Origin of the sequence: Fulvivirga kasyanovii, assembly GCF_009711405.1 — a bacterium.
In the GTDB taxonomy this organism is placed as follows: domain Bacteria; phylum Bacteroidota; class Bacteroidia; order Cytophagales; family Cyclobacteriaceae; genus Fulvivirga; species Fulvivirga kasyanovii.
This window is the reverse complement of the sequence record NZ_SMLW01000236.1, coordinates 2,550-2,867: the sequence shown is the minus strand read 5'-3', so window position 1 is coordinate 2,867 and position 318 is coordinate 2,550.

Here is a 318-nt window from a genome sequence, read left to right as displayed (position 1 = left end):
ACCTTGTGCCTGCAAGAAAATGAGAAGTATAAAAAAGAAAATGCCGAGCTTAAAAAATTTATAACTGACTTCAACAAGTTTCTGCGCAATGCTGAAAAGCTAGTACCCAAAGAAAATGACTAATGGCATTGGCTTCTTGTAGTTAATTCAAGTAAATCGAAAACTAATTGGGGTTTCTTATGGTGTTTAAGACATGTCTGATAAGTTGATGAGGTCAAAATTCCTCTGGACCATTAACCTCTCCTTCATTACCTTCTGTCTTTAAAAGTTGATCATTTACAGGGTTAATTTCACCCTCCTGGCAGGCACTAAAAGCTA